The following is a 14,171-nucleotide window of genomic DNA, read 5'->3' as shown; positions in this document are numbered from 1 at the left end:
AAGCCTTAAGGATGTTTCACTTTATACCTGATAGGAAAATGTTCTTTTCCTTTCAGTCAAAAAAACGGCCCTCGTTAGGACCGGTCTTTGTGTCTTTCTTCTAGTGTTCGCAAAACCTCTTTGAATGGAAGTCCTTGTTCGACTAACAGCACTTGCAAGTGATAAAGCAAATCTGCCGCTTCCCATCTAAGTTCCTCATGGTCGCGGTTTTTAGCTGCAATAATCACCTCTGCGGCTTCTTCTCCAACTTTTTTCAAAATCTTATCAACGCCTTTTTCAAAAAGGTAAGTTGTATAAGCACCATCGGGCCGCTCCCTCTCACGATTGATAATCACTTTTTCAAGCGATTGTAAGATCTGATAGTCTCCCAAGTTAGAGGTACCTTCCATAACACGTTCTGAAAAACAGCTTACGGCTCCAGTATGGCAGGCAGGCCCTTTTGGATAAACAAGCACCAATAATGCATCTTTGTCGCAATCATAGTTCATGCTGACAACCGTCTGCGTGTTACCGCTTGTCGCTCCCTTATGCCACAATTCCTGACGTGAGCGGCTATAGAACCACGTTTCTCCAGTTTCAATCGTTTTTGCCAGCGATTCCTCGTTCATATAGGCAAGTGTTAACACTTCTTTTGTCATTGCATCCTGAATAATGGCAGGAACGAGCCCCTTTTCATCAAATTTAACATTCATCGTATGCTCACTCCTTTTTCCCTCAAATAACTTTTTACTTCATGTACACTAGTTTCTTTATAATGAAAAATTGAGGCTGCGAGGGCAGCATCGGCTTTTCCTGATAAAAATGCATCTCCAAAATGTTGGGCATTCCCAGCGCCGCCTGAAGCAATTACCGGAATAGGGACAGCTTCGCTAACCGCCTGAGTCAAGTCAAGGTCAAACCCGTTTTTCTCTCCGTCAGAATCCATGCTTGTTAATAAAATTTCTCCGGCCCCAAGTTTAGCCGCTTCCATCGCCCATTCTAGAGCCTTTTTTTCTGTAGGTTTTCTGCCGCCATGCGTATAAACGCGCCACGTTCCAAGTTCCGGATCAAATTTGGCATCAATTGCGACAACGATACACTGGGAACCAAAGTACCCAGCACCATCAAGGATCAAATCTGGGTTCAATACAGCAGCAGTATTCAGTGACACCTTATCAGCACCTGCCCGGAGGATTTTCTTCATGTCCTCTAGTGAATTGATGCCACCACCAACGGTAAACGGGATAGCTAGTTCTGAGGCCACAGCCTTCACGACTTCAATCATCGTCTTTCTGCCCTCCACTGAAGCAGAGATATCAAGGAACACCAGCTCATCTGCCCCTTGCTCATCGTAAAAGCGTGCAAGTTCAACGGGGTCACCGGCATCACGAAGCTGGACAAATTGAATGCCCTTCACTACCCGACCGTCCTTCACATCAAGGCAGGGAATAATTCGCTTTGTTAATGTCATTGGTGTTCCACCTCTTCCAATGCTTCCTTTAAGGTAAACCGATTTTCATATAGTGCTTTTCCAACAATCGCTCCACTAATACCTTCAGCGGCCGATAAAGCTTTTAAGTCAGCTAGACTGCTTACTCCCCCGGATGCGATGACATTTTTCCCAGTCACTTCAGCCATTTCACAAACAGCTGCAATATTTGGACCTGCAAGCGTACCATCCGTGGCAATATCGGTAAAAATAAATGTTTCTGCTCCCGCATCTGCAAAACGTTTACCAAGTTCAACCGCCTTTAGCTTTGAGGTATCAAGCCACCCGTGTGTAGCAACAAAGCCGTTTTTCGCATCAATCCCAACAGTGATTTTTCCCCTGTATTTTCTAATCATCTCAATCGCAAACTCGGGCTTGGCAACAGCAATACTTCCAATAATCACACGATCGACGCCATTTTCTAAATAGTGGAGGATATCTTCTTCCGAACGAATGCCGCCGCCTATTTGAATATTTACGTTGCTTAGCTTTTGGGCGGCCTCAATCACAAATCGGTCATTGACCCGCTTGCCATCCTTTGCCCCATCAAGATCGACCATGTGAATCCATTCGGCGCCGGACGCAGCAAAGCTTTGAGCTATATTAAACGGTGAATCACCGTAGATTGTTTCTTTTTCATAATCCCCTTGGAGGAGGCGGACGCAATTTCCGCCCCGCATATCAATCGCCGGATAAATAGTGAAGCTCATTGTACCGCCTTCCTTTCCTCCACCATTTGTAAAAAGTTATTTAGAAGGCCCATCCCAAGCCTGCTGCTTTTTTCAGGGTGAAATTGCATCCCTAGGACATTGTCTTTCCCGACTACAGCTGAAATTTGTTCATGGTAGTCTGTTTTCGCAAGGAGTACATCGGAGTTTTCTGCACCCACATAGTAGGAATGAACAAAATAGACGTAATCCTCGGTGAGATTTTTCAATAAAGGCGAATCTTTGACAAACTCTAGGCGGTTCCAGCCCATGTGTGGAACTTTGTAGGATTCACCCTGCTGGGTTCGCCCCGGAAAACGGCGGACACTTCCTGGTAATAATCCTAATCCCTCGGTAGGACCATTTTCCTCGCTTTCTTCAAAAAGCAGCTGCATGCCAAGGCAGATGCCGAGCAGCGGTTTCCCTGTAGCCGCAAATTTCTTTATCGTTTCTGCCGGCAAGCGTTCCATTGCATCACGAAAGGAGCCTACCCCCGGGAGAATCAATGCATCTGCTTGAAGTAATTTATTGTTATCAGCGGAAATGAAATAATCGGCGTTTAAACGTTCGAGCGCCTTACTCACGCTGAATAGATTTCCCATACCGTAGTCGACGATCCCAATCACGTTGTTACCACCTTTTTGGGCGGTGATTGTCACCGCTCGAATTTTATCGTTTTTATTTGCGGTGCCTGTCACCGTCCGAATTTTATCAAAAGTTTAATCCGCTTTACACAGTGCCAGACGTGAAATTGGTGTCAGGCACCACTCTAAAGCATTCCTTTTGTTGATGGGACTCCTTTGATGCGAGGGTCAATTGTTGTGGCTTCGTCGAGTGCCCGTCCTAAAGCTTTAAACACCGCTTCAATCATGTGGTGTGTATTTTTTCCATAGTGAACAATGACATGGAGGTTCATCCGTGCCTCTAGTGCAAGCTTCCAGAGGAATTCGTGCACTAGCTCGGTATCAAAGGTACCTACCTTTTGACCAGGGAATTCTGCCCTCATTTCAAGATGCGGGCGGTTACTGAGGTCGACCACTACCTGCGCTAAGGCTTCATCCATCGGCACAAACGCATTCCCGTAACGCTTAATGCCACGCTTGTCACCGAGTGCATCACGAAGCGCCTGCCCCAAACAAATACCTATATCCTCGGTTGTATGGTGATCATCGACTTCGATATCACCTTGGGCATCCACAGCAAGATTGAATTGGCCATGTTTCGTGAATAAATCGAGCATATGACTTAGGAAAGGCACACCTGTTTCAAGTTGGGACTGGCCATCCCCGTCAATTGCTAACGATAGTTGGATTTTTGTTTCATTTGTATTCCGTTCAATGCTTGCTGTTCTATCCATATAAGGAACCTCCTTGAAATTCACTTTTTAACAAAACTCATTATTTCTGCCAAACTGAAAATACAATTTTTTTAATTAAGTGAACCTAATAGAGGGCCGTTTTGACTCGCTATCGGAAAGGTTTGTCCTTAAGAGGCTTATTAAAGACATTTTTACCCTTTATCTGGCTGTTTTGTCCTTAAGAACACTTATTAACGACATTTTCACCGCTTTTCGGAGCAGTTTTGTCTTTAAGAGGCTGTATTAAAGACATTTTTACCGGCTTCTTGGAGAGTTTTGTCTTTAAGACCACCTATTAAAGACATTTTTTACACTTTCTCCGGCCGTTTTGTCCTTAAGAGGCCTTATTAAAGACATTTTTACCGGATTCTTGGACCGTTTTGTCTTTAAGACCACCTATTAAAGACAATGTCACCGACTCCATGGAGAGTTTTGTCTTTATCCTCCATATGCTATTTATCGTTTTTAAGTCTCATTTCCACTGCCCGGGCGTGTGCCTCGAGCCCTTCCTTCCGGGCAAAGGCGGCGATTTTTGCGCCATTTTCCCTTAACGCTCCCTCGCTGTAGACAATCACGCTAGATTTCTTTTGAAAATCGTCCACGTTCAGCGGGCTAGAGAACCGCGCTGTGCCGTTTGTTGGCAACACATGATTCGGGCCGGCAAAATAATCGCCAACAGGCTCTGAACTATAACGGCCAACAAAAATTGCTCCGGCGTGACGAATTTTCCCGAGAAGCTCCATTGCATTTTCCGTAATGATTTCAAGATGTTCCGGTGCTAACTGGTTCACCGTTTCAACAGCTTCATCAAGATCAGAAGTTACATAGATGGCTCCGAAATCTGCAATCGAACGTGAAGCAATTTCTCGCCGTGGCAGCAACGCCAACTGCGTTTCGACTTCCGCGGCCACCTTTTCCGCCAATCTCAATGACGGGGTAACCAAGACACTGCAGGCTCTCGGGTCATGCTCTGCCTGTGATAGCAGGTCAGCGGCAACCTCGTCTGCTCTTGCTGTTTCATCCGCTAAAACTGCAATCTCGCTCGGTCCGGCAATCATATCAATATCGACATCGCCAAATACTTCCCGTTTTGCCAATGCCACAAAGATATTTCCGGGGCCGGTAATTTTATCAACAGCGGCAATCGATTCTGTCCCATAAGCAAGCGCGGCAATCGCCTGTGCCCCGCCAATTTTATAGATTTCTTTAACACCGGCTTCTTTTGCTGCGACGAGGACTGCCGCAGGCAATTTCCCACCACTGTCAGGCGGCGACACCATCACGATCCGCTTGACACCTGCCACTCTCGCCGGGATCACGTTCATTAAAACTGATGACGGGTAGGCCGCCGTTCCGCCTGGCACATACACACCAACCGAATCTATTGGGGTTATTTTTTGACCAAGAATCGTGCCATTCTCTTCTGTCGTCATCCATGATGGCCGAAGCTGCTTTTCATGAAAGGAGCGGATATTTTCTGCAGCTTCACGGATAATTGTAATCAATTGTTCTTCCACTTCAGCAAAGGCGTTCTCAATTTCTTTTTCAGTAACGGAAAAAGTAGAAAGATTGACGCGGTCGAATTTTTCCGTAAACTCTCTTAACGCCTCGTCACCGCGACCCCGGATTTCAGTAATAATTTTTTTCACAATAGCCTGCTGCTCGGAGGTGCCCGCTTCTATTGAGCGTTTGATTGAAACCAGCTCATTTACTTTTAGAATTTTCATTTATAACACCCTCCTTTAAACTACTTCACTAAGACGTGTCACCAATTCATCTATCTGTTTGTCTTTTATGCGATAACTAACTGGATTCACAATGAACCGCGATGTTACGCCGATAATTCTTTCATATTCCACAAGCCCGTTTTCCTTCAGGGTCCGCCCAGTTGACACAATATCAACAATCCGGTCGGATAAGCCGATTAACGGGGCCAGCTCAATAGACCCGTTTAATTTAATGATTTCAACCTGTTCGCCTTGCTCGCGGAAATAAGCTTCGGCAACGTTCGGATATTTTGTCGCAATTCTTGGAGCGATCTCGTTCATTTTTGTATCTGGAAGACCGGCAACAGCTAAATAGCAATAGCTGATTTTAAGATCAAGGAGTTCGTATACATCGCGCTCCTCCTCAAGCAAAACGTCCTTTCCGGCAATTCCGACATCGGCCACACCATGCTCAACATATGTAGCAACATCCATCGGCTTTGCTAAAATGAATCGCAAGCCCTCTTCGGCAACGTCAATAATTAATTTTCGCGAATCATCAAATTCCGGCGGAAGCTTATAGCCTGCTTTTCGAAGTAATTCAACAGCTTCTTCAAAAATTCGTCCCTTTGGCATGGCAATCGTTAGGATGTTACTCATCAACATGTCCTCCGATTAAATACGTAGTTTCAGCAAACCTTTTTGTAAAAGCATCAAGGTTTTTCACACCAGTAATATCCTGGAGCACGACCTTTTTTCCCTGCTCGTGCATTTCATCAGCCAAGCGAAAAGCTTCCTTTCGCCGCTCCTGACTGAAAAAAATGCAGTGAGTTTTATTATCAAGCTGGAAGTCCCCCAGTGCCTCAAGCAGCATGTCAATCCGAACCGCAAATCCGGTGGCACTAGCTTTTTTTCCAAACTTCTCTATTAAACTATAGCGGCCGCCATTTCCGATTGGAAAGCCGACATTCCCGGCATAGGCTTCAAATAAAATGCCGGAATAATAGCTCATATGGCTGACGATGGTAAAATCAAATTTCACAAATTCCTCTACACCATAATCCTTAACAACATCCCGAAGCTCTTTCAGCTCAATGATCGCTTGCTTGCCTTTGTCATTTTCGATAATGTCGAGGGCTTTTCCGATGACTTCTTCACCGCCTCTTAATTGTAGGAACTGTTGGAGCCTTTGTTTATCTATCGATGATAGATGCAGTGAATTTACATGCTCACGATAGCCGACATAGTTTTTTTCATATAAAAATTTACGTAATTCATTGGCCCGGCAATTTGTTCCAAGGATTTGCACAAAAAGTTCCTGGGCAAAGCCAGCATGTCCAATCGACACTTGGAATTCGGCGAGTCCTGCTTGTTTTAAAGTAGAAATCAACAAAGCTATGACTTCGCCATCGCATGAAATGGACTCTTCATTCAAACATTCGATACCAATTTGCTCAAACTCTGCCGGGCGGCCGCCTTCACGCTGCTGAGCACGGAAAACATTGGCGGAGTAAGCTAATCTCACTGGAAGATCCTCATCTAAAAGCTTTGACGCAGCTACCCGGGCGATTGGCGTGGTCATGTCAGGCCTGAGCACCAGGGTATGTCCTTCTTTGTCGAGTAATTTAAAAAGTTGCTGGTCAACAATCGCTGAGGCAGCTCCAACGGTTTCATAGTATTCAAGTGCCGGGGTTTCAATAAATTGGTAGCCCCAAAGAAACATCGTATCCGCCATTGCTGTTCGAACACGATGTTTCTTTTCATATAACTCCGGCAGCGTATCGCGCATTCCTAAAGGCTTTTCAAACATAAATAAGCGACTCAAATTGTTCACCCTTTTTCATTTTGCTTTAGTCTGCTAAATTGGTAGTGAGTTAAAGTTAATTATAAGTAGTTTACTCCTTGGTTATAGTTTCGTCAATGAAAAAATGTTCGGGTATCAGGGGCTAAGTTAACTTCTGAAGGTGAATTCCGTGGACTTTTAGAATTATTGCGCGGGAATTCGAATTTTTCCCGCGGGTTTTGCGAGTAATTCCGCCAAATCCTTTTAGATTACCTTTTTTATGATGATTCCTAGCAAGTTTCCAGTATTTTTGCCTCAGTTGTACCCCCTTGCCAGAGGATTCCGTCAACTTTCTGGATTATCCCGCCAAACTTGACCGGATTTCCGCCAACTTGAGCCAGAATTCCGCCAATCTGGGCTTCCACTGGCTGAACGAAAATAAAAAACACCCCTGAAAAAAATTTTCAGGGGTGAAGCATTACTTTTTACCAGAACTTCGGATTGCTTTTAACAAGTGTTACCGAAGCTGCTTTGCTTGTATTACCAGCTGCATCAGTCGCTGTAAAGGTTAACACTGCTCCGTGTGTTTGTGCTGATTTAAATGGAATCGTGAAGACTCCATCTTGATTAGCAACAGTGGTGCCAAGGAGTGTTTTCCCATCAAATACATTTACGGTTGAACCCGCTTCGGCTTTTCCGGTAACGCTCTTAGCTGGGGCAATGATTTGACCAACTTCTGGAGCGGTTGGAGCCGTAACATCTTTTACAACTACTCTTGTTTCTGCACTCTTATTACCAGCAAGGTCAGTAGCTGTTACTGATACTTCTGTTCCTGCTTTCAATGGAGAGATACTAAGCGTAAACGTGCCATCGCCATTAGCTGAAACCGAGCCGAGAACTTGATCATTTGCTTTGACCTCAACCTTTGCTCCGTCTTCTGTTTTACCAGTTACTTTTGTTGATTGATCAGTTACTTCGTTCACAGCTGGAGCTGCAGGTGCAACCGTGTCAATTAAAATTCTGCCTTCAATCTGAGCCGAAATTGGTCCAGTAAAGGATTTTACATAATTAACAAATGCATCTAAATCTGACATCCAAGTAGCTCGATTTGTTCCTTGTTTCAGAACCACGAACCCATCGCCGCCGTCAGCCATGAAGTTATTGACCGTTATAGAGTACACGCCTTTAGGATCAATTTTTGAACCGTTTGGAAGGTAAATATCTAAAACCTTTTGCCCGATAGGTAAATTATTTGTCCAGGTATACTTTAAACCGGAAATTTGCATGATCCGATTTCTGTCAGCCTGAAACTGCTGATTTAATAATGTTCTTACTTGATCACCAGTGATATTCATTGTCACGATATCATTACCGAATGGCTGAATCGCGTACAAATCTCCCCACGTAATCTGGCCTGCTTTTTTTATCTCATCACGGACACCGCCTGCATTCATAAAGGCAAACTGTGTTCCTGTTGCTGCACGCATCCCATCAGCAATCAGGTTACCTAGAGGCATTTCGCCTGCTGCATTTGCTGTGCGGGAAATCGCTGCAGCCGCTTCGCCTACTATCGCACTAGTGATTGGAGCAACATCTACTTGATACTGAACAAGTTCTTCTTTAATTTTTGCATCAAGATGGGCATCATCTTGGAAGGTCGTCACGATCTCAGCTTTTTTAGTGATGATATCTTTTGTAACAGGGTCAATGGTTAAATCCACATCAGAGAAGGCCGTTCCATAGGAATAAGACTGAACAAGCAATTTTCCGTCTACAGTAGAATTCAAATATCTATGGTCGTGAGCACCAAAGATTACGTCAACTTCATCATCCACTGCTTTAGCAATATCGACAACATTTCCTGTTGGATTTGAGCCGTCTGCTGCTGAAGTCCCGGGGTTATGAGCAAGAACAACGATAGATTTAATGCCTTTCTTTTTTAATTCTGCCGCATACTTGTTAATCGCTTCCGTTTCATTCGTGAATTTAACTCCTGCCACACCGCTTGCCGTAACAATATTTGGTGTTTCCGTTGTCACCACACCGATAAAACCGATATTGACTCCGTCAACTTCTTTAACCACGTATGGAGGTAAAATTAATTCACCCGTTGATTCTTTTACAACGTTTGCGGCCACATATGGGAAGGCCGCGCCTTCAAACTCACCATACTTGTCAACTGTTTTCGGATGAGCGCCGCCATTTATTAAGCGCATCATTTCATCTACGCCTTCATCAAATTCGTGGTTTCCGATTGTACCTACATCAAAACCAAGTTCATTTAAGAAACGAATGGTGGGCTCATCCTGTAATAACGCGGATACCGGACGGCTTGCACCCACTGCATCGCCGGCTTGAACCATTAAAGTGTTGGAAGTATTTGTTGCTTCCCTTTCCTTTAAATAACCTGCTAAATATTCAATGCCTCCGGCAGGTTTGCCAGAAACAGTAGTTTTATAGTCTAATTGGCCGTGCAAGTCGTTAATCCCTAGTAATTGAACATGGACGGTTTGATCAAGTTGATAGGTTTCATAGCCTGCTTTTGTTGTCGATGCCCCTAAATCCCTTACATTTGGCGTTTGACCAAGGTAGACTTTAGCAGCAGGTGAAGAGTTAAAGGTTAAGGTTGCTTTGCCTCCGACAGGAGCAATTTTCCAGTTATTATCCGCCACCGGATTAACTGTACCTTGAGCACTGATATAATCCATTAAAATTTGTCGGTTTTCATATGGCGAATCAATGACAACCTTCGCTTTTCCACCGACTAATGGTGGGAAGCCGCCGCCGCCGCTTGCACGGTAGTTATTGGTAGCTATAATAAATTCCTGATTGTCTGCAATTGGCGTACCGTCCATCATTGTAAAATTAATAATCCGATGGGAAGCCGGGTCTAAAAGTGCGCCATTTGCCCAGTTGTATCTAGGATCTTTTGTCACATCAATTTGGTATTTAATCCCGTCAATGACGTCATAATTGTATGGGCGGAAATCGTAATCCAATAATTCCTGGTTGCCCTCAATATTTGGATCAATTTTCTTGAATTGTGCTGCAGACATTTCTAACCATTCTCTTACTTGAGCACCGGTTAGTTTAACAGCTTTTAACGTATTATTGAATAAGTACAAATCATTGGCACTCTTAATCGAAAGCTCACCCTTCGTGATATTCGTGAAGTCACCGACACCTCCACGGCCGCCTTTGAAAGGAGCTGCAGCAGAGATGACCGGCAGATCCTTTAGTTCTGGAGCTTTCGTGTCAATCCATTTATTCACATAATCAATTTGGGCATTGTTTACGATTTGAACGGATGGATCGTCCATAACCCGTGAGAAGAAACTATGCATAGGAATAGTCGTTTCGCCAATTTTTCCACGAACATAGGCAAGGGTTCCTTCATGCTCAGCTTTTACATCTTCAACGATGGTGGTGTCCAAAGCCGTATTAGCTGTTACTGGGCGGTTAACAGATTTAGATTTTGACTTATCAACCGTCCATTTTCCGTTTGCGTCTTGAACTAGGGCTAAGTCAAGAACGCCTAAATTATTTCCCCAATAGCCTGCTTCAACTGCTTGCGTGCCGTTGATTTTTCCATTGGTATTGTCAATGCCAGTTTTGTCATTAAAGGAAGCGTCACCAGGGAAGTTTAAGTGAGCATGTCCAAAAAGCATTGCATCGATACCAGGAACCTTTGTTAAATCATAAACAGCATTTTCTGCTTCTTCTTTCCCTTCTTCAGCAATGTCACAGCCAGAGTGGGCAATCGCGACAATCACGTCAGCACCTTTAGCTTTCATTTCCGGAATAAATTTATTTGCTTGTTTTACAATATCCTTCGTAATTACTTTGCCGGTCAAATTATCCTTGTCCCATTGCATAATCTGCGGTGGAGCAAAACCAATCACCCCAACCTTAATGGTCGACTCATTACCACTAGCATCTTTAATCGTTTTGTTGATAATTTTATAAGGAGTAAAGTAATTTACATCATTATCAGGATTGTCGTCTTTATCATCTTTGTATATATTAGCGTTGACAATTGGGAACTTTGCTTCTTCAAGAACATTGTCTAAGTAGTCCAAACCGTAGTTAAACTCATGGTTGCCGACAATTCCTCCATCATATTCTAAGTAATTCATAGCTCTCAAAATTGGATGGGTATCATCCTTTCCTAACGGTTTAATTCTATTGACATAATCCGCAAGCGGATTCCCTTGAATCAAATCTCCAGCATCAAACAGCATCGAGTTGCTAACTTCCGATCTTGCCTGCTGTATTAAAGTGGCGGTTTTTGCTAGTCCATAATTAATTCCCGTAGCAGTATCCTTATAATAATCATATGGCATGATATTCGAATGAAGATCAGTAGTTTCTAAGATACGGAGAGTAGCGGTGTTTCCTGTTTCCTCCGCTTTCACATTATAAGGAATGGCTGGTGTTAAAATAGTACTAAGTATTAAAGCTGAAGCAGCTAGTTTACTAAACTTTACAAAACTCTTCTTTTTCTTCATACGCCTTTCACCTATCCCCTCGAATTATTCTTTCTACTTAGGACAAATCTCATGAAAATATGTAGAAATCATCCTCCCCTTTACGTAAGATTCAGCAAAAAACGACAAATTTTTAATAGCTTATTGTTCTATTAAAAACTTGCCGCAAGCTACTCTTTGAATAGGGACTGAATCTTTTAGTATAGATGCACTACAATTATACCGTTCTAATTTAAGAACAAAAATGTGCTATTTTTACTATTTAAGTTCCTATTTTTTACAAAAATAAAAAAAGGCCTGGTCAAAATAGACCAGCCTACTCTTTCACTTGATAAATCGGGTCATCATCCCAGCGTTTCTTTAGTTCTTCCTTCGAATAGATGACCTTCATCGGGTTACCTCCTACGAAGCAACCGGGAGGAACGTCCTTATGGACCAGAGTGCCAGCCGATACAATCGCCCCATCGCCAATAGTGACGCCCGGAAGGATCGTGGAGTTGGCGCCGATCATCACTTCACTGCCAATCACAACGGGCCCAAGGCGGTATTCTTTAATTAAATACTCATGGGCAAGGATGGTCGTGTTGTAACCAATGACCGTGTTACGGCCAACGCTGATTTTTTCCGGAAACATGACATCCAGCATGACCATTAAGGCGAAGGATGTTTGCTCACCGACCTTCATCTTAAGGAAAGTACGATATAGCCAATTCTTCATCCCTAAAAATGGCGTGTAACGCGCCATCTGAATCACAATAAAATTTTTAACAACCTTCCAAAAAGGCACGGTCTTGTAGACATGCCATAAGGAGTTGGCTCCAGTGACCGGGTAACGAGTCGTATTCCTCATATTACTCACTCTCCGAGGATTTTTAATAAGTCATGCATGTGATCAAGGATGTAGTCTGGTTCGTATTTTGCAATGTAGTCTCTGCCTTTGATTGACCATGAGACGCCAGCCGTTTTTGTGCCGGCATTTTTCCCGGCTAAAATATCATGGTAATTATCGCCGACCATGATTGTTTCCGAAGGTTTAGCATCTAACTGCTCTAGCGCATTTAAAATAGGTTCGGGATCAGGTTTTACCTTTGTCACATGGTCGAGTGCAACTACCATCCCAAAAAAGCGATCAAGATTCGTCAGGCGTAATCCCTTCAAGGCGACATCGTGACGTTTCGTGGTGACAATTCCGAGTTTGTAGCCTTTTTCGTATAAAGTTTGAACTGTATCAAACACACCTTCAAATTCTTTCACGAGTGCATCATGGTTTGCGAGATTAAATGTACGATATTCCATTATCATCTCTTCAACACGATCCGGATCAACCGAACTAAATGCTTCATGAAGGGTCGGACCCATAAACGGCAAAACATCCTCGCGGCTATACTTGGCAGGAAAATATTTTTCAAGCGTATGCAAATAAGTTGAAATAATTAATTCATTCGTATCGATTAACGTCCCATCTAAATCAAAGAGAATTGTCGTAATTTTGTTGTTCATAGGATGCATCCTTTCTTTTTACTAGCCCCGAGCGTTTCCAAATCGTACCTACCAATAAAGTTAACAAAATTGCAACACCCAGACGGATTAAAAACAGCGGCAGTACCGGGATGCCGAGCGGGACAAAGATTAATGTATCCTCGACAACCGCATGGCAGGCCATTAGAAAAATAAATGCTAGCGTAATATCCTTTTTACTGACTCCATCTTCTTTCACGGCCTGGATCATCACTCCCGCACCATATGCCAGGCCAAATAATAACCCGGCGGCCATCGTGGTTGAGGTATTTTCCTTCATACCAAGCGTTCTCGTGATCGGAGCCATCGTTTTGGAAAATTTATTTAACCATTGTAAGTCTTTTAATATTTGAATCACAATCATGAGCGGGATGACAATCATCGCAAGCTGTAAAATCCCAAGGCCAGCTTTTTGAATTGCCTCAAGCAAAATCTCAGCACCACCATCTGCCTGTGACGTGCTCTGCTGGATCAAGCCATACTTTGCAGTCTCACTGCCCCCATGCCAAACAAGATTAATTACGACTGCAGAAAGGAGGGCAAGTCCCGGTCTTGTGACCAGAACGACCCACAGCTTCACGCCGGCTTTCATTGCAACGCCTGATTCAATAAATAAATTATGTGAAAAGGACAGCATCACGGCTAAAATAAACACTTCTTTTACCGAAAAATCAAGCGTGAGAATCGCACCAATCGCTGCATAGAGGTTGAGGAAATTCCCGAGTACTAGCGGAATGGCGGCATCTCCGGACAATCCAAGCAGCTTCATAAGCGGGGAAATCATTTTTATCACCCATGGCAAAACTGGTGTATATTGCAGCACTGCCACAATCAGTGTAACCGGAAAAATTATTTTCCCTAGAGTCCATGTCGTTTTAAAACCAACCAGTAATCCCTTTTTCGATGAGCTTAATAGCATCCCCTAATTTCCCTTCATTAATTCTATTTCATTTCTACAATCCTGCATGATTTGTGGCTATTATTGTATGAACTGTGTCATTTACTACATAATTTATGACACTTACTATATAAATTGTGGATATTACTACATAAATTGTGTCCCTTACAACATAAATTTTGTCATTTACTACATAATTTATGGCACTTACTATATAAATTGTGGATATTACTATATAATTTGTGTC

Annotated in this window: 12 protein-coding genes; all 12 read right to left on the bottom strand. The window is 43.3% G+C overall.

The features are described from left to right. Positions 1-74 precede the first annotated feature (74 nt). On the bottom strand, positions 75-692 hold the full coding sequence (gene hisIE / locus V7150_RS04500) for a bifunctional phosphoribosyl-AMP cyclohydrolase/phosphoribosyl-ATP diphosphatase HisIE (RefSeq protein ID WP_335514062.1): 618 nt from the start codon (positions 690-692) through the stop codon (positions 75-77). Further along, positions 689-1,450, bottom strand: a complete 762-nt coding sequence (hisF, locus tag V7150_RS04495) for an imidazole glycerol phosphate synthase subunit HisF (protein WP_335514058.1) — start codon at positions 1,448-1,450, stop codon at positions 689-691. Before hisF ends, hisIE begins: the two co-directional genes overlap by 4 nt. After that, complete coding sequence (gene hisA, locus V7150_RS04490; RefSeq protein ID WP_335514055.1) at positions 1,447-2,178, bottom strand: 1-(5-phosphoribosyl)-5-[(5-phosphoribosylamino)methylideneamino]imidazole-4-carboxamide isomerase; 732 nt, start codon at positions 2,176-2,178, stop codon at positions 1,447-1,449. The genes hisF and hisA overlap by 4 nt, the downstream gene beginning before the upstream one ends. Continuing rightward, positions 2,175-2,801 carry an imidazole glycerol phosphate synthase subunit HisH gene (hisH, locus tag V7150_RS04485; RefSeq protein ID WP_335514385.1) on the bottom strand — a complete coding sequence of 209 codons (627 nt, stop codon included), beginning with the start codon at positions 2,799-2,801 and terminating at the stop codon, positions 2,175-2,177. The genes hisA and hisH overlap by 4 nt, the downstream gene beginning before the upstream one ends. Positions 2,802-2,944: 143 nt before the next feature. Then, positions 2,945-3,532 (bottom strand): imidazoleglycerol-phosphate dehydratase HisB, encoded by a 588-nt coding sequence (gene hisB / locus V7150_RS04480; protein WP_335514052.1) that lies wholly within the window; start codon positions 3,530-3,532, stop codon positions 2,945-2,947. Between the two features lie 452 nt (positions 3,533-3,984). After that, the gene (gene hisD / locus V7150_RS04475; protein WP_335514050.1) at positions 3,985-5,259 is read right to left on the bottom strand and encodes a histidinol dehydrogenase; all 1,275 of its coding nucleotides are present in this window, start codon (positions 5,257-5,259) and stop codon (positions 3,985-3,987) included. Positions 5,260-5,274: 15 nt separating this feature from the next. Further along, positions 5,275-5,898: an ATP phosphoribosyltransferase gene (gene hisG / locus V7150_RS04470; RefSeq protein WP_335514046.1), complete on the bottom strand. Its 624-nt coding sequence runs from the start codon at positions 5,896-5,898 to the stop codon at positions 5,275-5,277. Continuing rightward, positions 5,891-7,048, bottom strand: coding sequence for an ATP phosphoribosyltransferase regulatory subunit (locus V7150_RS04465; RefSeq protein WP_335514043.1), 1,158 nt, complete (start codon positions 7,046-7,048; stop codon positions 5,891-5,893). The genes hisG and V7150_RS04465 overlap by 8 nt, the downstream gene beginning before the upstream one ends. 458 nt (positions 7,049-7,506) lie before the next feature. After that, entirely contained in the window at positions 7,507-11,529 is a 4,023-nt protein-coding gene (locus V7150_RS04460) for a bifunctional 2',3'-cyclic-nucleotide 2'-phosphodiesterase/3'-nucleotidase (RefSeq protein ID WP_335514041.1), read from the bottom strand. Between the two features lie 295 nt (positions 11,530-11,824). Beyond that, entirely contained in the window at positions 11,825-12,358 is a 534-nt protein-coding gene (locus V7150_RS04455) for an acyltransferase (protein WP_335514038.1), read from the bottom strand. Positions 12,359-12,363: 5 nt separating this feature from the next. Beyond that, positions 12,364-13,008 carry a pyrophosphatase PpaX gene (gene ppaX / locus V7150_RS04450; RefSeq protein WP_335514037.1) on the bottom strand — a complete coding sequence of 215 codons (645 nt, stop codon included), beginning with the start codon at positions 13,006-13,008 and terminating at the stop codon, positions 12,364-12,366. Beyond that, positions 12,977-13,945, bottom strand: coding sequence for a nucleoside recognition domain-containing protein (locus tag V7150_RS04445; protein ID WP_335514034.1), 969 nt, complete (start codon positions 13,943-13,945; stop codon positions 12,977-12,979). Before V7150_RS04445 ends, ppaX begins: the two co-directional genes overlap by 32 nt. Positions 13,946-14,171: the final 226 nt, after the last annotated feature.

It is taken from the genome of Neobacillus drentensis, from assembly GCF_036965245.1.
GTDB classification, from domain to species: domain Bacteria; phylum Bacillota; class Bacilli; order Bacillales; family Cytobacillaceae; genus Neobacillus; species Neobacillus drentensis_G.
The sequence above is the reverse complement of the archived record's forward strand: the minus strand, read 5'-3'. Positions and strand labels throughout refer to the sequence as shown.